The organism is Aquimarina sp. 433, from assembly GCF_054054605.1.
Window position 1 is genome coordinate 412,563 of sequence record NZ_JBSWZK010000002.1, and the last position, 19,261, is coordinate 431,823.

At 34.1% G+C, this 19,261-nt stretch carries 22 protein-coding genes; 14 read left to right on the top strand and 8 right to left on the bottom strand.

What is annotated here, in order from left to right; translation table 11 throughout:
• The first annotated feature begins 3 nt into the window (after nt 1-3).
• From accB to ACWNT5_RS05925, 8 genes are all read left to right on the top strand, one after another.
• Nucleotides 4-498, top strand: coding sequence for an acetyl-CoA carboxylase biotin carboxyl carrier protein (gene accB / locus ACWNT5_RS05890; protein ID WP_299604765.1), 495 nt, complete (start codon nt 4-6; stop codon nt 496-498).
• 89 nt (nt 499-587) lie between these two features.
• Complete coding sequence (gene accC, locus ACWNT5_RS05895; protein WP_299903102.1) at nt 588-1,940, top strand: acetyl-CoA carboxylase biotin carboxylase subunit; 1,353 nt, start codon at nt 588-590, stop codon at nt 1,938-1,940.
• Between the two features lie 43 nt (nt 1,941-1,983).
• The gene (locus ACWNT5_RS05900) at nt 1,984-3,096 is read left to right on the top strand and encodes an NAD(P)/FAD-dependent oxidoreductase (protein WP_456516874.1); all 1,113 of its coding nucleotides are present in this window, start codon (nt 1,984-1,986) and stop codon (nt 3,094-3,096) included.
• Nucleotides 3,097-3,110: 14 nt separating this feature from the next.
• Nucleotides 3,111-3,788: a monofunctional biosynthetic peptidoglycan transglycosylase gene (mtgA, locus tag ACWNT5_RS05905; protein ID WP_456516875.1), complete on the top strand. Its 678-nt coding sequence runs from the start codon at nt 3,111-3,113 to the stop codon at nt 3,786-3,788.
• A gap of 107 nt (nt 3,789-3,895) precedes the next feature.
• Entirely contained in the window at nt 3,896-4,276 is a 381-nt protein-coding gene (locus ACWNT5_RS05910) for a hypothetical protein (RefSeq protein WP_456516876.1), read from the top strand.
• Nucleotides 4,277-4,456: 180 nt separating this feature from the next.
• Nucleotides 4,457-5,014: a dioxygenase family protein gene (locus ACWNT5_RS05915; RefSeq protein ID WP_456516877.1), complete on the top strand. Its 558-nt coding sequence runs from the start codon at nt 4,457-4,459 to the stop codon at nt 5,012-5,014.
• 87 nt (nt 5,015-5,101) lie between these two features.
• On the top strand, nt 5,102-5,554 hold the full coding sequence (locus tag ACWNT5_RS05920; RefSeq protein WP_299903108.1) for a 3-oxoacyl-ACP synthase: 453 nt from the start codon (nt 5,102-5,104) through the stop codon (nt 5,552-5,554).
• 123 nt (nt 5,555-5,677) lie between these two features.
• Nucleotides 5,678-6,610, top strand: coding sequence for an alpha/beta fold hydrolase (locus tag ACWNT5_RS05925; RefSeq protein ID WP_299604748.1), 933 nt, complete (start codon nt 5,678-5,680; stop codon nt 6,608-6,610).
• On the opposite strand, the gene ACWNT5_RS05930 is transcribed toward ACWNT5_RS05925, so the two are convergent.
• Both ACWNT5_RS05930 and recJ read right to left on the bottom strand, forming a co-directional pair.
• Nucleotides 6,611-6,964 (bottom strand): hypothetical protein, encoded by a 354-nt coding sequence (locus tag ACWNT5_RS05930; protein WP_456516878.1) that lies wholly within the window; start codon nt 6,962-6,964, stop codon nt 6,611-6,613.
• Nucleotides 6,965-7,024: 60 nt separating this feature from the next.
• Nucleotides 7,025-8,710 (bottom strand): single-stranded-DNA-specific exonuclease RecJ, encoded by a 1,686-nt coding sequence (gene recJ, locus ACWNT5_RS05935; protein ID WP_456516879.1) that lies wholly within the window; start codon nt 8,708-8,710, stop codon nt 7,025-7,027.
• Between the two features lie 127 nt (nt 8,711-8,837).
• Between recJ and ACWNT5_RS05940 the strand changes: the two genes are divergently transcribed.
• A complete protein-coding gene (locus ACWNT5_RS05940) occupies nt 8,838-9,428 on the top strand; it encodes a carboxymuconolactone decarboxylase family protein (RefSeq protein WP_219011594.1) in 591 nt (196 codons plus the stop codon).
• 90 nt (nt 9,429-9,518) lie between these two features.
• Here the strand turns inward: ACWNT5_RS05940 and ACWNT5_RS05945 are convergent, their stop codons facing one another.
• The gene (locus tag ACWNT5_RS05945; RefSeq protein ID WP_456516952.1) at nt 9,519-10,226 is read right to left on the bottom strand and encodes a M50 family metallopeptidase; all 708 of its coding nucleotides are present in this window, start codon (nt 10,224-10,226) and stop codon (nt 9,519-9,521) included.
• Nucleotides 10,227-10,297: 71 nt separating this feature from the next.
• On the opposite strand from ACWNT5_RS05945, the gene ACWNT5_RS05950 reads away from it, so the two are divergent.
• A complete protein-coding gene (locus tag ACWNT5_RS05950) occupies nt 10,298-10,624 on the top strand; it encodes a hypothetical protein (protein WP_456516880.1) in 327 nt (108 codons plus the stop codon).
• Nucleotides 10,625-10,633: 9 nt separating this feature from the next.
• Here ACWNT5_RS05950 and ACWNT5_RS05955 read toward each other — a convergent pair whose 3' ends face one another.
• From ACWNT5_RS05955 to ACWNT5_RS05970, 4 genes are read right to left on the bottom strand one after another with little or no spacing between them, the layout of a single operon-like run.
• The gene (locus tag ACWNT5_RS05955) at nt 10,634-10,978 is read right to left on the bottom strand and encodes a HopJ type III effector protein (RefSeq protein ID WP_299604734.1); all 345 of its coding nucleotides are present in this window, start codon (nt 10,976-10,978) and stop codon (nt 10,634-10,636) included.
• Nucleotides 10,979-10,981: 3 nt separating this feature from the next.
• On the bottom strand, nt 10,982-11,653 hold the full coding sequence (gene rsmI, locus ACWNT5_RS05960; RefSeq protein WP_299604732.1) for a 16S rRNA (cytidine(1402)-2'-O)-methyltransferase: 672 nt from the start codon (nt 11,651-11,653) through the stop codon (nt 10,982-10,984).
• 7 nt (nt 11,654-11,660) lie between these two features.
• The gene (locus tag ACWNT5_RS05965; RefSeq protein ID WP_456516881.1) at nt 11,661-12,008 is read right to left on the bottom strand and encodes a DoxX family protein; all 348 of its coding nucleotides are present in this window, start codon (nt 12,006-12,008) and stop codon (nt 11,661-11,663) included.
• Nucleotides 12,009-12,062: 54 nt separating this feature from the next.
• Entirely contained in the window at nt 12,063-12,863 is an 801-nt protein-coding gene (locus ACWNT5_RS05970; RefSeq protein ID WP_456516882.1) for a hypothetical protein, read from the bottom strand.
• 172 nt (nt 12,864-13,035) lie between these two features.
• Here ACWNT5_RS05970 and ACWNT5_RS05975 point away from each other — a divergent pair, with 172 nt between their 5' ends.
• From ACWNT5_RS05975 to ACWNT5_RS05990, 4 genes are all read left to right on the top strand, one after another.
• Entirely contained in the window at nt 13,036-13,683 is a 648-nt protein-coding gene (locus ACWNT5_RS05975) for a thymidine kinase (protein ID WP_299604725.1), read from the top strand.
• On the top strand, nt 13,676-14,788 hold the full coding sequence (gene alr, locus ACWNT5_RS05980; RefSeq protein ID WP_299604722.1) for an alanine racemase: 1,113 nt from the start codon (nt 13,676-13,678) through the stop codon (nt 14,786-14,788). The genes ACWNT5_RS05975 and alr overlap by 8 nt, the downstream gene beginning before the upstream one ends.
• A 100-nt stretch (nt 14,789-14,888) precedes the next feature.
• The gene (gene mscL, locus ACWNT5_RS05985; RefSeq protein ID WP_299604719.1) at nt 14,889-15,305 is read left to right on the top strand and encodes a large conductance mechanosensitive channel protein MscL; all 417 of its coding nucleotides are present in this window, start codon (nt 14,889-14,891) and stop codon (nt 15,303-15,305) included.
• A 230-nt stretch (nt 15,306-15,535) separates the two neighbouring features.
• Nucleotides 15,536-16,528, top strand: coding sequence for an aspartate-semialdehyde dehydrogenase (locus tag ACWNT5_RS05990; RefSeq protein WP_299604716.1), 993 nt, complete (start codon nt 15,536-15,538; stop codon nt 16,526-16,528).
• Between the two features lie 77 nt (nt 16,529-16,605).
• On the opposite strand, the gene ACWNT5_RS05995 is transcribed toward ACWNT5_RS05990, so the two are convergent.
• Nucleotides 16,606-19,152 (bottom strand): M14 metallopeptidase family protein, encoded by a 2,547-nt coding sequence (locus ACWNT5_RS05995; protein ID WP_299604713.1) that lies wholly within the window; start codon nt 19,150-19,152, stop codon nt 16,606-16,608.
• Nucleotides 19,153-19,261 lie beyond the last annotated feature (109 nt).

Consider the following 19,261-nt stretch of genomic DNA (forward strand, 5'->3'; position numbering starts at 1 on the left):
ATTATGGATTTAAAAGAAATTCAGAATTTAATCAAATTCGTGGCCAAATCTGGGGCTAGCGAAGTAAAATTAGAAATGGAAGATGTGAAGATTACGATCAGAACAACTTCAGACGACAGTAAAGAAACAACAATTGTACAACAGATACCAATGGGTAGTGCAGTCCCTGCTGCTCAACCAGTTACTCAAGTACAAGCTACTGCTCCAGCAGTAACAGAAACTCCTGCTGCAAGTAGCAAAGAAGATGACGATTCTAAATACGTTACAATAAAGTCACCAATCATTGGAACTTTTTATAGAAAGCCATCACCAGACAAACCTACCTTTGTTGAAGTTGGTGACAGTGTAAAAGAAGGAGATGTACTTTGTATTATCGAAGCAATGAAGCTTTTCAATGAGATTGAAAGTGAAGTTTCTGGTAAAGTTGTAAAAGTATTAGTGGATGACAATTCTCCTGTAGAATTTGATCAGCCTTTATTCTTAGTAGACCCATCATAACCCAATTTTAAAATTCCAATAAAACAAATCTCTAGATTCATTTATCGAAGCTGGGATTAGGAATTTGAGGTTTTTAAATTTAGAACGTTATGTTTAAAAAAATTCTAATTGCCAATAGAGGTGAGATTGCAATGCGTGTAATCAGAACCTGTAAAGAAATGGGTATTAAGACTGTAGCGGTCTATTCTACTGCAGATGCAGATAGTTTACACGTTCGCTTTGCCGATGAAGCTGTATGTATAGGACCTGCTCCAAGTACAGAATCGTATCTTAAAATGTCCAATATCATCGCTGCTGCAGAAATAACAAATGCAGATGCGATACATCCGGGATATGGATTTTTATCAGAAAATGCTAAATTCTCAAAAATTTGCGAAGAGCACGATATTAAATTTATCGGAGCTAGTGCAGAAATGATTGAGAAAATGGGAGATAAAGCCACTGCAAAATCAACGATGATTGAAGCTGGTGTGCCATGTGTTCCTGGAAGTGAAGGTGTAATTCCTGATTTTGATACTTGCCTAAAAGTTGCCAAAGAAACCGGATACCCAGTTATGCTAAAAGCTAGTGCTGGTGGTGGTGGTAAAGGAATGCGTGCTGTATGGAAAGAAGAAGATTTATTACCTGCTTGGGAATCTGCTAGACAAGAAAGTAAAGCTGCCTTTGGTAATGATGATATGTATATGGAAAAGCTTATTGAAGAGCCGAGACATATCGAAATTCAGGTAGTTGGTGATAGCAATGGTAGAGCTTGTCACTTATCAGAAAGAGACTGCTCTGTACAAAGAAGGCACCAAAAACTAACCGAAGAAACACCTTCTCCATTCATGACTGATGAATTGAGAGATGAAATGGGTCTGGCAGCAATCAAAGCAGCAGAATATATCAAATATGAAGGAGCAGGAACTGTTGAGTTCTTAGTAGACAAGCATCGTAATTTCTACTTTATGGAAATGAATACTCGTATCCAGGTAGAGCATCCTATTACAGAGCAAGTAGTGGATTACGATCTTATTAGAGAACAAATATTAGTAGCTGCAGGAGTGCCAATTTCTGGTAAGAATTATTACCCGCAATTACACTCTATAGAATGTAGAATTAATGCAGAAGACCCTTATAAAGACTTCCGCCCATCACCTGGAAAGATTACAAACTTACACCTTCCTGGTGGTCATGGAGTACGTATAGATACACATGTATACAGTGGTTATATCATTCCACCGAATTATGATTCTATGATTGCGAAGTTAATTACCACCGCTCAAACTCGTGAAGAAGCGATCAATAAAATGAAAAGAGCTCTTGATGAATTTGTAGTAGAAGGAATAAAAACTACGGTTCCATTCCATAGACAGTTAATGGATCATCCAGATTATGTAGCTGGAAATTATACTACCAAGTTTATGGAGGATTTTGAAATGAAAGAACCAACAGATAACTAACTAACTTAGGGCCTCAGAAATGAGGCTTTTTTTATATAAAAATATGAGCTTTAGCTATTGGGAATATAAGACTTGGTTGTCTAATGTAGATTTTACCATTATCGGTAGTGGAATTGTAGGGCTTAATTGTGCGATTGAGCTTAACAAAAAATTTCCGAAAGCTAAAGTTCTTATACTCGAAAAGGGAATGTTACCTAATGGAGCAAGTACTAAAAATGCTGGATTTGCTTGTTTTGGAAGTCTGTCTGAAATTCTTGACGATTTGCATTCCCATTCTGAAGAAGAAGTTTTAGAGTTAATTCAAAAAAGATATAACGGACTCCAATTATTACGAGAAAATCTAGGAGATACTGTAATCGACTATCAACCCAATGGAGGATACGAACTTTTTACAAATGAGGATCACGACTTATTTGAAACCTGTCTTTCAAAAATTGATGATATCAACCATCTCTTGAAACCCATTTTTAAAAGCAATGTTTTCACAACCGAAACAAACATTTTTGATTTCGAAAAAATACAACCTGCTTACATCGTAAATCAATTTGAAGGGCAAATTGATACAGGAAATATGATGCAAGCATTATTACATAAAGCCCGAAAATCTGGAATTCTAATATTAAATAATTGCACCGTAAATGCTATAGAAGATCTAAATACCCGTGTTGAAATAAAAACAGAACAATTTTCGTTTACTACTAATAAAGTATTGATTGCGACCAATGGTTTTGCATCTCAATTAGGAATTGAAGAAGTACAACCAGCTCGTGCACAAGTCCTCATTACCAAACCAATCAAAAATTTACATATCAAAGGAACCTTTCATCTAGATAAAGGATATTATTATTTTAGAAATATCAATGATAGAATATTGTTTGGAGGAGGTAGAAATCTAGATTTTAAAACTGAAGAAACTTTTGTATTCGGACAAACGGAATTGGTACAACAAACATTAGAACAAATTTTACAGGAGACTATTTTACCCAATACTAATTTTGAAATCGATCATCGTTGGAGTGGAATTATGGGAGTTGGAAATCAAAAAAAGTCTATTGTAAAAGCTATATCCAATAACATCTTTTGTGGCGTAAGATTAGGCGGCATGGGAGTAGCTATCGGCAGTTTGGTTGGTAAAGAATTAGCTGATCTTTTATAAGAACCTATATTATAATGTTTAAAAAAGTATTTCGTTTTATATATAAAAGCATCTTAGCTTTCATGCTTATTAGTGTATTATGGGTACTTGCGTATAAGTGGATAAACGTTCCTGCAACTCCTTTAATGATCATCCGAAAGTTACAATCTACAGAAGAAGTTACAACTAGACATCAATGGGTTCCTATTTCCAAGATTTCTAAGAACCTTAAACTTGCCGTTGTCTGTAGTGAGGATCAACATTTTTTAGAACATAGTGGATTTGATACCGAAGCCATACAAAAAGCAATTGACGATCATAAAAACGGTAAAAAACTCAGAGGAGCAAGCACCATCTCGCAACAAACAGCAAAAAATGTATTTCTATGGCCACAACGTAGCTGGATTCGTAAAGGATTAGAAAGTTATTTTACATTTTTAATAGAACTCCTTTGGAGCAAAGAACGTATTCTGGAAATCTATCTGAATAGTATCGAAATGGGTGATCACATTTATGGTGCTGAAGCAGCAGCCGAATTTTGGTTTAACAAAACTTCTCAAAATCTAAATACCGATGAAGCAGCTGCCATAGCAGCAATTCTTCCAAACCCAAGAAAATACCTTGCGTATCCTCCTTCCTCATACATACAACATAGAAAAAAGTGGATTCTTCTACAGATGCGCAATTTTGGTCCCTTTTCGATCTCCGAATAAAAAATTTAAAAAATAATTCAAATCAGGTAGGGTAAATCGCAAGTCTTCTGTTTTAGAGTAGTAAAACTTTAAAACCACATAAATTAACAATTAAAACAAATTAAAAAATGAAAAAACTTGCACTAATCTTAATTTCTTTAGCAGTACTGACTTCTTGTAGTAATGATGACGATACTACTCCTGAAGCTATACCTGTTACCGTAACATTAAAAGCTGTTGTAAGCGGGGCTCTTAATAACTCACCTGTAATCCAATATAGAGATGCTTCTGGGGATTTAAAATCTGAAACCCTAACTGTAGGCACTTGGGAAAAGTCGCTCAATGTAACCAGTGGATATAATTTATTTCTAAAAACCACAGGAACTATCAATGGAAGTGTTGAGATTACAGCATCTGCAGAAGGAGAAGGAATTTCTTTTGACGATAGCAAATCTTCGACTGCAAATGTTGATGTGGATTTTGAACTTGAAATTTCCAAAACCTTGTAATTATAACATTATGTGAATATTACCTAAATCACATCGTTAGATCAAGGAATGAAAAAGCTAAAACTTAATAAAAGCTTACTAGTTGATAAGTAATACAGGAAAAAGTGGAAAAGCATAGGATTACTTTGTCCTGTAAGGATAGATATATTAGAAAATAAAACCAGTTAAAGCCCTAGTACTATGGAAAACACCCACAGACATACTTCTGTATTTGAAAAAAATAACTTGATCATTCCTTTTTATTTAAATAATAATTATAAAAATCGATTATCGAATTATTCAAAATCTTCTAAGGTAATCGATCTTAATCCAACTAGTCTTCCTGGAATTCCTTTGGTAATTTCAGGAAGAATATATTCTAAAAACAACGAAGTAGTGCCGAACGCGAAAATTGAAATTTGGCATAGTACTGATACCAATGCTTTTCAAAATGAAAATAATTTTCATTTCGCTTCTCCAAGAACATTATCAGGTTCTCTAAGAACTAATAAAAATGGAATCTATTCGGTAAAAACGATTCGTCCTGGAGTACATGGTTATAGAGCGAGACACTTTCATTATAAAATCTCGGCAAAAGACTATCGCACCTTACAAACTCAAATTTACTTTAAAGATGATCCTAGAATTTTAATTGATGAAACGGCTATGATCGCTGAGCATTGTAGAATTATAGATTTTTCATATAACCAAACAGGAATTTTGGAAGGAACAGTAGATATCTTTTTACCAAAGATTTAAAAACCCCCTTTTTCTGGTTTGATGAAGTAATAATATTTGTTCAATACCAAAGGTTATTCTATCTTGAATTTCCTAAATTCTATTTTTTTGAAAAGTATTAAAGAGATATTATACGATCATTGTCAGCAGTTTGTAGAAGAACGACTTAATCGTATTCATCATCGAATGAATAGCATTCAGGAATCATTAACCTCAGAAACAAAAAGTACTGCTGGTGATAAGCACGAAACCGGAAGAGCTATGCTTCAGCTAGAAAGAGAAAAAACCGGAGTACAATTATCTGAAGCCAAAAAATTAAACGAAATTTTATCCAAAGTTGATATCTCCTCCAACTCTAGTGTTGCTCATTTGGGAAGTCTGGTAACAACTAGTACTGGAAATTATTTCTTAAGTATTTCCGTTGGCGAAATTATTATTGATAAAGTAGCATATTTTGCCATTGGCATCAATACACCAATAGGTAAAATGCTGCTAGGAAAAACAGTAGGAGCTCGTTTTCTTTTTAATGGAAAAAATGTAGTGATAGAACATATCGATTAATCGATCCATTAAAACAATTCTCGATTCTTATAAAATCCTTAAAACCTACAATAAATTTGTTAAATGTAATGGTTTAAAAAAATCATTTTAAGTAAATTGCTACTTCACAAATTATCAGTCTGGATGAAAAAACTTTCTCTATTACTTCTTATTGTTATCATTGCTTTTGGGTGTAAACCTTATCAAAACACCAAAATTAGAAAAGGTCAAATGACATATTCGGAGTTCAGAGCTGAACAGCGATCTTTTCCAACTAAAAATGGTATCATAAAGTATATTGATAGAGGAAATGGCCCTGTAATTGTGCTACTTCATGGAGTACCAACTTCGGGTTGGCTATATCGTAAAATGATTGATCCTCTTGTAGCTGGTGGGTATAGAGTAATTGTTCCAGATATGCTAGGGTATGGTTCAAGTGATTCCCCAGAAGGATATAAGATTTATAGCGAAAAAGAACACGCAAAAAGATTACTAGATCTTATGGATGGTTTAGGAATAGAATACTGGTCTCATGTTATGCATGATGTTGGAGGTGTATGGACATGGGAACTATTTAACCAAGCACCTAATAGAATCGAAGAACTTATTGTTCTCAATACACTATTATACGAAGAAGGTTTTTATCCTCCGATACGGTTTAGTCCCGGTCCAGCTGCCAAAGCAGCAATGTGGTCTTATCGCAATGGTGTTACTACGAATACGTTACTTAAATCACTTTTTAAAGAAGGTCTAAAAGAGAACAACCTAAATGAACTCGATGTAGAGGGATATAAAACCCCACTACTAGAAGGAAAAACCAATGGGATGTATTATTTCTTTACTAGAACCTGTAACTATTTCCCTGATTACTCCTTGGTTTTTGAAAGCATCGATATTCCTGTAGCAGTGATTTGGGGAATTCATGATACAATGCTTCAATGGACGCCTCAACAAACCAAAGTAACCAATGCGCTTAAAGTTGATGAAGCAGACATTCATTTTATTGATGAAAAACACTTTATTCAGGAAACTAAAGCAGAAGAAGTAGCTTATAAAATCCTGGATTTTCTTAAATAATTAATTCAGCCCAGTAGTAGTTACCCATTGTTGTAATTCTATTCTAAAAATAGTTCCATTTATCAATTCCTGAATTTGCTCCAGTTCCTCTTTACTAACTGCCAAATCAATCTTATCAGAAGGTGTTCTTAGAAGAAGAGATCTACAATTATGGTGACTCGCACATTGACTACAACATTGCGATTGTTCTGTAATACTACATGCATCTGAAAAATCTTTTAATTCATTGAGCGTAAGCAAAAACCCAATATCTCTAAATACCAATTGTATTTTTGGTTTCCCTTTAGGCTGTTGTTTTTTCCAAAAAAAAGATATCCCAACTTTATTACTGTAAATTTTATCTATAGCACTCATTTCGAATCATATTTGATTCAAAAATATTAATTATTTATAATTAATCTAAATAAAAACAAGTTAAATTATATCTTTTAGTTTTAATTGTAATGACACGGTACCATTCCATTCATTTTCATCAACCGTATAGGCAATCTTCGCATGATGACTACGTGTGATTAATTCCTTTTTTGGACCCAAATTAAAACCTATTGCATCTATAGCCAATCCATTTTTTTGCACTTTACATTTCAAATGCTTTTCATCTGCACCAACACACCTTGCATATCCCGTATCCTTAACACCTTCTGTCATAAAAACAGGTGTCATATTTCCAGGGCCAAAAGGAGCAAACTGTTTTAGAATTCTAAAGAACTTCGGTGTTATTTCATGGAATTCTAGCTCAGTATCTATGGTAATTTCTGGAGTCAAAAGCTTTTTATCAATTGAATTGGCTACTACTTCTTCAAATTTTTGTTTAAAAAGCTCATATTGTTCTTCTTTTAATGTTAAGCCTGCTGCATATTTATGTCCTCCAAATTGTTCTATATGTTCCGAACAGTTATCCAATGCATTATACACATCGAATCCTTTTACAGATCTAGCAGATGCTGCTAACTTTTCACCGCTTTTGGTAAAAACTAATGTGGGTCGATAATAGGTTTCTGTCAATCTAGAAGCTACAATTCCTATAACTCCTTTATGCCAACTTTCATTATAAACCACAGTAGTAAACCTATGTTCTTCATCATTATCAACAATCTGTTCTAAAGCCGCTTTGGTAATACTCTTATCCGTATCTTTCCGCTCACTATTATAACTTTCTATCTCGGCCGCATATGCTAGAGCGAGTTCAATATTATCTTCTTTTAATAAGTTTACAGCATGCAATCCGTGTTTCATTCTGCCGGCAGCATTAATTCTAGGCGCAAGAATAAATACTACATCGGTTATGGTAAAAGTTTCCTTTTTTACCTGTGCTAACATAGCCTTAAAACCAACTCTTGGATTTTGATTAATTGTTCTTAATCCATAATATGCTAGTACTCTATTTTCTCCAGTAATCGGAACAATATCTGCTCCTATTGCAGTTGCTACAAGATCTAAATAAGACGTTAGTTCATAGGCAGTTTGCCCCTTCTTACTAGCGATTGCCTGAATCAACTTAAATCCTACACCGCAACCACATAATTCTTTATAAGGATAAGCGCAGTCCACTCTTTTAGGATCTAAAACCGCTACAGCTTCAGGAATAGCATCACCAGGTCTATGATGATCACATATAATAAAGTCAATACCTTTGGATTTAGCATATACGACTTTTTCAATTGCTTTGATACCACAGTCCAATGCTATAATCAGCGAAATATCATTATCAGAAGCATAGTCAATGCCTTGAAAAGACACTCCATAACCTTCGGCATATCGATCAGGGATATACGTTGTCACTTGGGGAGTAATCGTTTCCAAATAAGAAGACATTAATGCCACAGATGTGGTTCCATCTACATCATAATCTCCATACACCAAAATATTTTCCTGATGCACAACTGCTTTTTCAATTCTAGCAACTGCTTTATCCATATCCTTCATTAAAAAAGGATCATGTAAATCCTCTAAAGAAGGTCTGAAAAAACGCTTAGCATCTTCAAAAGTTTCAATACCTCGTTGAACTAATAAAGAAGCAATAATTTCATCAACATTTAGAGCTTTGGCTAAGTTAGTGGTAACTGTACTCGAAGATTTTGGTCTTAGGGTCCATCTCATTGGCAATATCCTTCCTAAATAATTTAAAAATCCAAAGTACAAAAAACATCTTTACTCCTTCTTGTTTGACCTGAGTTTTGTATTTTGCTTTGCTAAATTTCAATTAATTCAAAAAATATATATACCCATGCCATTAGTAACACCTCTATCTGCAGATCATGATTTAGAAACAAAAGAACTTGCAGAATTCTTCAATGAAACCTTAGGGTTTTGTCCTAATTCTGTATTAACTATGCAAAGAAGACCAGCCATCTCTAAAGCTTTTATAAACCTTAATAAAGCTGTTATGGCTAATGAAGGTAGAGTGACTTCAGCTCTAAAACGTATGATCGCTTGGGTAAGCAGCAACGCTACTGGTTGCAGATATTGTCAGGCACATGCCATAAGAGCTGCAGAACGATATGGTGCAGAACAAGAACAATTAGATAATATTTGGGAATATAAAACTCATCCTGCTTTTAGTGATGCTGAGCGTGCAGCCCTTGATTTTTCGTTAGCTGCTTCATTGGTTCCAAATAATGTAGATGAAAGTATTAAAGAAGAATTATACAAATATTGGGACGAAGGAGAAATTGTAGAAATGCTTGGGGTGATTTCTCTATTCGGTTATCTAAATCGCTGGAATGACTCTATGGGTACTACTGTAGAAGAAGGAGCAATCGAATCTGGAGAAAAATATTTGGGTAAACACGGTTGGGAAAAAGGAAAGCACTTGTAGGCTTTTATCCAATCTATAACATATGAAGACTTGTTAGCTTTTAAAAAGGTGACAGGTCTTTTTTATTTGTTCCTTAAACTAGAATTGAGCTTATTTCTTAAAATAATACTGGAAACTTTTCCAAAGAAGATATATGCTTATGACAATAATTAAGATTGCCCATATCCAATACGTACCAACTGTATTTTCTGCTATGGCTTGAGTGTCGGATATCTGAATAGCACCATTTCTCTCGAACTGTTTGGTAAACAGATAATCCAATTGCAAATATGTTCCTAATACAGATTGCAACCCCAAAAATAATATTGTTATTACTTCTAATTTTCTGTTTTTGAATAGTGTGATAATGAAAAAAAATACTGCAAATCCGCTCATCATCGCAATACCCCAAACAGATCTGATCCACAACAATAAAGAGAGTATGATCAATCCTATCAGAATCCTTAACGCAATCATGGAACTTTTATGCGATTTTGCAGAGGCAATTAGTAGTGCTCCTACTACTGCCGGACCTAATAATCCTCCAGCAGCTACTAAGGCATTTCCTAGAGATGGAGATAAATAACTTCCTCCCAAATGATAATAAGCAACACCTCCTCCGTTTTCATAGATTTCCAAATGCTGAAAACTACCACCCAAAATTACAGCTGTTAAACCATGACCCATCTCATGAAACCATGTTCCTAATAATATAAAGGGATATTGAAACCATCCAAAATATGGCAATTTCCACAGTATGATAACTACTATGGCAACAATAATTATAGTATAATCAAAACGTTTAGAGATAGTTGTAATTTTTAAATTATTTTAAAGTCTTTAGATTACAAATCAAAATATGTACTTTTATATTTCTTAAAACACCACTTATGAGTTCTTCTTTACACAAATATTCGATTTTCATTTTAGCTTGTATGCTATCTATTGGTATCTATGGACAAGAAAAAGTTACAGAGACTCCAAATTTTCCTGAATTTACAGCTAAAAAAGCTGACAAATATTCAAAAATGCCAATACATAATCCTGATTATGCATTGGATGAACAGATAAAACATTCTTTGATAGACGATACACCTAAGGTAATGCCAATTTTTAAACCTTATCTTTCTTTAGATTTTAAATCAGAATCAAAATTTTCCTTTGCTGACATGAAGACTGTGGAAGAAATCAAGAAGCGTTTAAAAAAAGGAAAATAGAGTGTGTTACTATATTTTTTCGGTTAATGCCTGATCGTTAAATGATAGTTGCTCCCATCCAGTTTTCATAAAATTACGAATATTTTGATGGTTATCACCATCTGGATGATCAAGTACATTTTTATAATGTTCCCCAAAACAGTACAAGGTTTCTTGTTGAGTAAGTTTTTGCAATTTTGCGAATGAAAACAATTTACAGGATCCAGAATTTTGTCCTGCTTCATTAACTATTTCACCATTAGTAAATGAAACAGGTGTGAAGTTATAATTGGTATCGATAACATTCATCGTTTTTTCGAATACAATCGATTCCGGGGTTTCACGTAGTTTATCTATAAATTCTGTAGTGGTCATATTTTATTTTTTTCCAGCAATTACAATAACAATTTCTCCTTTAGGTGGTTTTATCTCGAAATGCGACAATACTTCCTTTGCCGTTCCTCTTACTGTTTCTTCATGAAGTTTACTTAGTTCTCTAGATACCGAAACCATGCGGTCCTCGCCAAAATAGGTAACAAAGTTTCCTAAAGTTTTTATGAGTTTATGCGGTGATTCATAAAATATCATAGTTCTACTCTCTTCTGCAAGCAGCTGTAATCGAGTTTGTCTTCCTTTCTTAACTGGAAGAAATCCTTCGAACACAAACTTATCATTAGGTAATCCACTATTTACCAAAGCAGGCACAAATGCTGTCGCTCCTGGCAAGCATTCTACTGGAATTGCATTTTCTACACAAGCTCTTGTGAGCAAAAATCCAGGGTCACTAATCGCAGGTGTTCCTGCATCACTGATTAAAGCAATGGAATCCCCACTTTGCAATCTTCTTACAATACTGTCTACCGTTTTATGTTCATTATGCATATGGTGACTTTGCATAGGTGTCACTATCTCATAATGCTTAAGTAGTTTACCACTGGTACGCGTATCTTCGGCAAGAATGAGATCAACTTCTTTGAGCACTTTGATAGCTCTAAAAGTCATATCCTCGAGATTACCAATGGGTGTGGGAACTATAAATAATTTAGACATATGAATGTTATGGTCTTACTTTTTTACCGATAGCATATGATATTACCAGAAAAATTAATCCTAGAGTAGCAAACAGGCCCTGACCATCATCTTTCATATAATGAGCAGTAAACGCTAAAGTCATATCGAAAAAGAATCCAGCATACGCCCATTCTTTTAACCACTTAATTTTATTAGTAAGAATAACGACAATCCCACCTATTTTGGCAATCGCTAATGGAATTACTAAATATGATGGATAATCTAAATTTTCGAAAAAACCTCTCACCATCTCTGTTTCCCTAAAATACATCTGTGCAGAAAATAACATAATTCCACACATGGCCACAGTAGCTATCCAATAAATGATTTTCATATAAACTCTTTTAACGATAAAGAAGCTTAGTTACAAAAAAACGATATGCCTTACTTAAAATTCATATTTATTCGTTACAATTTCCATAAATCGTTCTTCGTATTCGCTTTTTCCTTCCCAATTGTTATAATCAGGTTTCACCATGTTCTTTATAAACTGAGTTGCTCCACTTTTACTATTTAATGTATTTAATTGAGAAAGAACACGATTATAATCTGTAGAACTTCCATCAAACAAATGTTTTATAAAAGCCAAGCGATCATTTAATCCGATATGAATTCCTCTTTTAAGTTGGTCATTTAATGATTTAGGTTTGTCATCTTTAGTATTCAAGTTATCCAAAATTGGCATACTTTGCGGCACTGATCCTATATCTTCTTTATCATTTTTTTCATAAACCGGTTCTGATAAAGAAACATTCTCTTCTGTAAACTTAGGCGCCGGAACAAAAAGATCTTCAGTTACTTTTTCATTAATCTTCTCGATAATAATCTCTGGTTTTTGCTCTTCTACTTCTTCTTTAGGAGTTTCGAACGTTTGATTACCCAGATTAAACATCGTCTCAGAAGGTTCTTCCACTTCCTTATTCTCGTCCAAACTTATAATAGGTTTGGGTTTAACTTCCTCTACAATTTCTTCTTTAGGCTCTGACACTTTTTCTTCCTCTAAAGCGCTCGTTATCTGACCTATAGTAGGTTGTGTCCCAGCAAAATGAGATTCTGCAAAATTTAAAATACTCAGTTTTTCATATAACTGTCTAGCCTCTTCCTGCAATTGCGGCAAGGTTGATCTATCTTTAAGCTGTAATATCCTATGAGCAATACTTATGAGTTCTGCTTCCAACTTCTTCTTCATAACTTTCTTATTCGTTTGGGCTATACTAGTTGTTTTTTAATAAATTTACCTCATCTTAAGAACAATACCTTCATTAAAATCAAAAATGAATATAAAAATTAGATTCATTTCCGAATTAATTAGGTTTTGTTAAGGAGTAGGGTTTCTTTTAAACGATGGTGAAAAATACAAAATGTTTCTCGAAAATACAGTAAATCATAAAGAGCAATTTGGTTGGATAGAGGTGATCTGTGGTTCGATGTTTTCGGGTAAGACCGAAGAATTGATCCGTAGACTAAAACGCGCACAATTTGCAAAACAAAAAGTAGAAATTTTTAAACCTGCAATAGATGTGCGTTATGATGACGAAATGGTAGTATCTCATGATGCTAATGAAATTCGATCTACTCCTGTTCCCGCTGCAGCGAACATCAGAATTCTAGCAGACACCTGTGATGTGGTTGGTATAGACGAAGCTCAATTTTTTGATGATGAAATAGTAAGCGTTTGTAATGATCTTGCTAATAAAGGTATTCGAGTAATTGTAGCTGGATTAGATATGGATTTTAAAGGAAATCCTTTCGGACCAATGCCTGCTCTTATGGCAACTGCAGAGTATGTAACAAAAGTACACGCCGTTTGCACACGTACGGGAAATCTAGCACAGTACAGTTACAGAAAATCCAAAAAGGATGATCTTGTACTGCTAGGAGAAACAGATGAGTATGAACCTTTAAGTCGTGCAGCATATTATAAAGCTTCTCTAAAAGAAAAAGTGAAAGGGATAGAGGTAACAGACCCGAAAGAATTAAATAAAAACTCAGAAAAACCAGATGAGTAAGGTAAAAGAAACCGTTCTTGAAATTAATCTGGTTCATCTTACTCATAATTACAACTATCTAAAAAGTAAGCTACAGCCAGAGGTTAAATTATTAGCTGTTGTAAAAGCTGCTGGTTACGGAAGTGATGCTGTGATAATAGCGCGACATCTCGAAAAAATTGGAGTTGATTATTTCGCTGTTGCCTATGTTTCGGAAGGTATTGCTTTGCGCGAAGCTGGAATAAAAACACCAATTTTGGTATTACATCCTCAACCCGTAAATTTCGCTTCAGCAATAAAATACAATCTTGAACCAAATATATATAGCCCTCGAATTTTAAAAGAATTTATTATAGTAGCTGAATCAGAAAATCAAAAAGGATATCCAGTACACCTAAAATTTAATACTGGATTAAATAGATTAGGCTTTTGGGAAAATGATGTAGACTATATTATGGATACGCTAGAAGCAACAGAATCTATTAAAATACAATCAATATTATCCCACCTTGCTGCTAGTGAAGATCATAACGAAAAAGAGTTTACCATCACTCAAATTAATTCTTTTAAGAAAACATCTTCGGAAATTATTAAAAGACTTGGCTATAAACCCATAGTACACCAATGTAATACTTCGGGAATATTAAACTATCCCGAAGCTCATTTTACTATGGTTCGTACAGGAATTGGTTTATACGGCTACGGAAATGAAGATATTTATGATCGCCATCTCAAACCAGTAGCTTCCTTAAAATCTGTTATTTCACAAATTCATACGTTAGAACCAGGAGAAACACTAGGATATAACAGAGCCTATACGTCTGAAGGATATACTAAAACTGCTACCATTCCCTTAGGACATGCAGATGGTATTGGCAGACATTATGGAAACAAAAATGGGTTTTTCACCGTAAATGGGCAAAAAGCATATATAGTGGGTAATGTATGTATGGATATGATTATGATAGACGTTACGGGTATAGATTGCAAAGAAGGAGATGAAGTGATCATCTTTGATCATACAGATACAGCAGCATCTATTGCCGAAAATGCTGGAACCATCTCTTATGAGTTACTTACAGCTATCTCTCCAAGAGTAAAACGTGTTGTTATCGACAATAATTGATCTTCGTCGAAAAAAAGCCTTTACAGACTATAATTAATACCAAATTTGTTTCTTAATTTTTGTTAAATTAGTAGCATACTAATTATCTAAACTAAATAAAATGGGATTTTTTAAGGATTTTAAATCTTTCTTACTAAAAGGAGATATCGTATCATTAGCTACTGCTGTAGTAATTGGAGGAGCATTTAATAAAATTGTAGGTTCTGCCGTTGCCGATATCATTATGCCAATTGTTGGTATTATAACAGGAGGAACTGATTTTACACAAAAATTCATCGCGTTAGATGGCGGAGAGTATGCTAATCTAGCAGCAGCTAAAGAAGCTGGAGCAGCTGTAATGACCTATGGGAATTTAATCCAAGCGATTATAAATTTCATTATAGTGGGTCTTTTTATCTTTATCGTTCTTAAAGCTTACGAAAAAAGCAAGAAAAAAGAGGAAGAAGCAGCACCGGCACCAGCAGGTCCTACTCAGGAAGAATTACTTGCTGAAATCAGAGATTTACTTAAAAAATAAATCATACTCTAAATTTGAATTATCTATAGCTACCGCTATACTACATATTCTAACTAAACCGCTCTCTAAAGGAGCGGTTCTTTTTACAGTTTGTATATTATATAACAAATTGTTTAAATCAATATTATTTCAGTAAAAACTATAATTCTATTATAAATAATCTACACCTTTGCTGGAATTAAAAAAAGACCGATTTTTGTGTCTCTAAAAGTCATTAATAAATAAAGCTGATGAAAGTAGCTGTTGTAGGTGCCACAGGTTTAGTAGGTACCGTAATGTTAAAAGTATTAGAAGAACGTAATTTTCCTGTATCAGAATTAATTCCTGTTGCCTCAGAAAGATCTGTAGGAAAAAAAATATCTTATAAAGATCAAGAATATACGGTTGTTGGTCTTGCCACTGCTGTAGAAATGAAACCTGATGTGGCTTTATTTTCTGCTGGAGGAAGTACTTCTTTAGAATGGGCTCCTAAATTTGCTGAAGCAGGAATTACTGTAATCGATAATTCTTCTGCTTGGAGAATGGATCCTACTAAAAAATTAGTGGTACCAGAAATTAATGCAAAAGATTTAACTAAAGACGATAAGATTATTGCTAATCCTAATTGTTCTACCATACAATTAGTAATGGCACTTGGTCCATTACACTCAAAATATGGAATCAAGCGTGCTATTATATCTACGTATCAGTCTATCACTGGTACTGGAGTAAAAGCTGTGCAACAATTAGAAAATGAATATGCTGGCGAAAAAGGAGAAATGGCGTATCCCTATCCAATACATCGAAACGCAATTCCACATTGTGATGTGTTCCAGGAAAATGGATATACTAAAGAAGAGATGAAGCTCGTGAATGAGACTCAAAAAATTCTTGATGACAGAACCATTGCTGTAACCGCAACTGCTATTCGTATCCCAGTGGTTGGAGGACATAGCGAAAGTGTAAACCTTGAGTTTGAAAATGAATTTCAAGAAAGTGATATTCGTAAAATTTTAAGTGATACTTCTGGCGTAACAGTACAAGATAATCCAGATACGAATACGTACCCAATGCCGATTTATGCAGAAGGAAAAAATGATGTTTTTGTTGGAAGAATTAGAAGAGATCACTCCAGAGAAAATGCTTTAAACATGTGGATTGTAGCTGATAACCTTCGAAAAGGAGCTGCTACTAATGCTGTTCAAATTGGAGAATATCTGGTAGAAAATAAATTAATAGGTTAAGTAACCAACTATTTTTATAAAAAACCCTTGTTATGATTCTATAACAAGGGTTTTCTCCTTATAATAATATAAATCTCTTATTCTCTTACATTCGGAACATAAATATGTTTCCCAAAAAATAAAGCATTCAGGAATAAACGATCTGTTCCATACCATGAACCTCTGAAGTTAGGATTATCCGCGAATAAAATTACTCTACCACTTCCTATACTACTTACCACAATAGAGGCAGAAGGTTTTAAATAATTCTCATAATTATTGCTAGAGATATACCCATCGATATGTGCATTTTCCGTGTATTTGGCTACTGTAGCATAAGGGTTCTTACTAGGAGTAATAAAAACCGAATTATTCTTATAAACAGGAACTGATTTATTCCTATAACCAAAACCTAATGGATGCGTTATATCCAAATCAACTTCAAAAATAGCTCCTCCTACACGCTCTCTACCAATATTTTCACCTGCGTCTACATATGGTAATCGTTTTGTGATTTTTTGTTTAGTACTATCTTTTGCTTTTGTAGTAAGCACTTCATTCACCACTTTCTTATCAATAGCCCATTTAGAAGCATTACCAATAGTAACCAAGGTGTTTCCATAAGAAACCCACTCTTTTATCCTTTTCTGCTGAAGAGAATCTAATTGATGATATCTTCCAGAGACCATTACTAATGTATTATAGTCCTTTAATGGCACTGAATTAAACATATTTAATTTTAGCTTAGTAATAGGCATATGAACTCTTGTGTCCAATAGATGCCATACTTCACCTGCTTCATAAGAGTATACACCATCTCCTATTAGCAATAAGGCCTTTGGTGTATCCAATTTTCTAAAATTACCACTTCCTAAATCAATTCCTGAAGTACTAAATCCGGTTTCCGTACTATAGATTGGTACATTAAATTTTTCCTGAGCATTTTTTAAAATACGAAACACTTCATCTTTATTCTTTTTCTGTTTGCTTACAGGAATAAGAATACTTCCATAATTAAAACTCCTATTTCCTTCAGAAGTTTTGATGGTAAAAGGTTTAAAAGCTGATGCCACAAGCAATCCTTTAGACTGCATATAATATAAAGCTGCTGAGGCATTATAATCGTCCCAATCTAAAATATAGGCATAGTTGGATTTTGAAAAATTCGAAGTTTTTACAATTCCATCGGTACTCGTTACTTCAGCTCCGGTACGTAAGGACTTTACTCCTTTGTATTTCATATTGTAAAAATTAGCCAAACTCCAAGCAGAGGCATCATAAAAAACACTATCTCTATATTTATTATAAGTTTCAAAAACAGTTTGCACCATTCTCTTTTGAGGTTGTTTTACAGGAACAACATATCGATCACCGCTCTTATATACCTTGATTTTATGAAGTAATAATTTATCTATAAAAGCTTTGTTTCTATTTTGATCATAAAGGTCTCCAAATTCATATCCTGCAAAACCATTTTTAGAAGTACCTGCTTCCGAAGATATAAAAAAATCTTGCTGATATTTACGCAAGGTTGCTTTATTCTCTACCGCAGCTTTTATTGTTGCCATGCTAGAAACGTACTGATTACGAATCGTGAAAGGAAAGGAAATGGTGCCATATTGGGTTTTCTGCAAATGACCTCTGGAACTTGCCTGTTCAAATAGCAAAGCTAAAGCACCTTGCAAATCCGGATATGAAGATCCATAACCAGGATATGTTCCATCGAATGCTTCTTTGGTAAAATAAAAAGATCCTATTCGATCCAAAGCACTCGAAAAATAAGGTGCAAATAGATTATTTAAATCTTCATAATTTTCTTTAGGCATTATGGGATCCAAAGAACCAATTGGCTTCATGGGTTCGAAAAAATAGGTGCTATTTGTTCCCATCTCATGGAAATCAGTTACTACATTAGGATACCATTCGTGATACCAAGTTAATTTTCCACGACTTTCTGGATGAATTCCTAATAACCAATCTCTATTAAGATCAAACCAATAATGATTAGTTCTTCCACGAGGCCAAGTTTCATTATGCTCTGCATCAAAAGGATCACTTACCAGCGGTGACCCTTTAAACTGGTTTGCCCATTGCGTATGTCGATCACGTCCATCCGGATTTATAGTCGGATCAATAAATACAACTGCATTCTCTAAATACGTTTGTACTTCTGGGCTATTAGATGCCACTAATGTATATGCTGTTAATAATGCTGCTTCGCCTCCAGAGGGCTCATTACCATGAACATTATATCCCAGTTGTATAAAAACTGGCACCTCATCATAATTAGTAGGATTGTTTGCAGGTTTTGTAAAAGCTAAATGCTTTTTTTTAAGATCCTCTAGGTTATTTAAGTTTTTTGGTTTAGAAATAGTGAGTATGATCAATTTTCTATTCTCATAAGTTTTCCCATAGGTTTGTATAGATGCCCGATCCGATAATTCTGCCAATTTGGTAAAATAGGCTACAATTTGATCATGTCTGGTATGCTGATCTCCTACTGGGTATCCCAAAAACTCTTCGGGTGTAGGAATTTCAGATAAAAAAGGCGCTTTATCTTTCAAAAAATAGTCTTGCCCAAATGTGGGAAATAACATTAAAAAATAGATCAAAGAAGTGAGTACTAGAAGTTGTGTGAGCTTCATTATAGTAATATTAAAAATTAAGTTAATTAGTTCTTTTTCAGAAAGTGTAAGATATTTTTTTAGCTCCGGTTTACAACAACATTTGTAAGGTTTTTAACATTTCTCCTTC

Coding starts and splice junctions, on each gene's coding strand:
- accB (WP_299604765.1), top strand. CDS start 4: ATGGATTTAAAAGAAATTCAGAATTTAATCAAATTCGTGGCCAAATCT.
- accC (WP_299903102.1), top strand. CDS start 588: ATGTTTAAAAAAATTCTAATTGCCAATAGAGGTGAGATTGCAATGCGT.
- ACWNT5_RS05900 (WP_456516874.1), top strand. CDS start 1,984: ATGAGCTTTAGCTATTGGGAATATAAGACTTGGTTGTCTAATGTAGAT.
- mtgA (WP_456516875.1), top strand. CDS start 3,111: ATGTTTAAAAAAGTATTTCGTTTTATATATAAAAGCATCTTAGCTTTC.
- ACWNT5_RS05910 (WP_456516876.1), top strand. CDS start 3,896: ATGAAAAAACTTGCACTAATCTTAATTTCTTTAGCAGTACTGACTTCT.
- ACWNT5_RS05915 (WP_456516877.1), top strand. CDS start 4,457: ATGGAAAACACCCACAGACATACTTCTGTATTTGAAAAAAATAACTTG.
- ACWNT5_RS05925 (WP_299604748.1), top strand. CDS start 5,678: ATGAAAAAACTTTCTCTATTACTTCTTATTGTTATCATTGCTTTTGGG.
- ACWNT5_RS05930 (WP_456516878.1), bottom strand. CDS start 6,964: ATGAGTGCTATAGATAAAATTTACAGTAATAAAGTTGGGATATCTTTT.
- recJ (WP_456516879.1), bottom strand. CDS start 8,710: ATGAGATGGACCCTAAGACCAAAATCTTCGAGTACAGTTACCACTAAC.
- ACWNT5_RS05940 (WP_219011594.1), top strand. CDS start 8,838: ATGCCATTAGTAACACCTCTATCTGCAGATCATGATTTAGAAACAAAA.
- ACWNT5_RS05950 (WP_456516880.1), top strand. CDS start 10,298: ATGAGTTCTTCTTTACACAAATATTCGATTTTCATTTTAGCTTGTATG.
- ACWNT5_RS05955 (WP_299604734.1), bottom strand. CDS start 10,978: ATGACCACTACAGAATTTATAGATAAACTACGTGAAACCCCGGAATCG.
- rsmI (WP_299604732.1), bottom strand. CDS start 11,653: ATGTCTAAATTATTTATAGTTCCCACACCCATTGGTAATCTCGAGGAT.
- ACWNT5_RS05965 (WP_456516881.1), bottom strand. CDS start 12,008: ATGAAAATCATTTATTGGATAGCTACTGTGGCCATGTGTGGAATTATG.
- ACWNT5_RS05970 (WP_456516882.1), bottom strand. CDS start 12,863: ATGAAGAAGAAGTTGGAAGCAGAACTCATAAGTATTGCTCATAGGATA.
- ACWNT5_RS05975 (WP_299604725.1), top strand. CDS start 13,036: ATGTTTCTCGAAAATACAGTAAATCATAAAGAGCAATTTGGTTGGATA.
- alr (WP_299604722.1), top strand. CDS start 13,676: ATGAGTAAGGTAAAAGAAACCGTTCTTGAAATTAATCTGGTTCATCTT.
- mscL (WP_299604719.1), top strand. CDS start 14,889: ATGGGATTTTTTAAGGATTTTAAATCTTTCTTACTAAAAGGAGATATC.
- ACWNT5_RS05990 (WP_299604716.1), top strand. CDS start 15,536: ATGAAAGTAGCTGTTGTAGGTGCCACAGGTTTAGTAGGTACCGTAATG.
- ACWNT5_RS05995 (WP_299604713.1), bottom strand. CDS start 19,152: ATGAAGCTCACACAACTTCTAGTACTCACTTCTTTGATCTATTTTTTA.